Annotated in this window: 1 protein-coding gene; it reads left to right on the plus strand. The window is 27.4% G+C overall.

Going from position 1 to position 230, the window contains the following annotated elements:
* Positions 1–200: hypothetical protein (locus tag ACY2RW_RS16510; protein ID WP_490123807.1), on the plus strand; the 200-nt coding region annotated here is incomplete at its 5' end.
* Positions 201–230 lie beyond the last annotated feature (30 nt).

The raw sequence follows: 230 nt of genomic DNA on the forward strand, positions 1-230 counted from the left end.
AATTAGCTGGTTTAACAAGCTTAAAAACCTCTGAAATTGCTACGTTTATTTCTGAAAGTAATATTAGTAATAAAGACGCGTTATCGGTTTTAAAAGAAATTAATAATGCTGCCTTGTCTAATAACGAAAAAGCAAATTCTATCTCTAACATTAAAAATGGAGTTGAGTTTTTAGTAGAATTAGTTTCGAAAGTAGTGTAATAACAAACTCTTATCATCATTTCTATAAGT

The sequence above is a fragment of the Polaribacter sp. 2305UL8-11 genome (genome assembly GCF_058147165.1).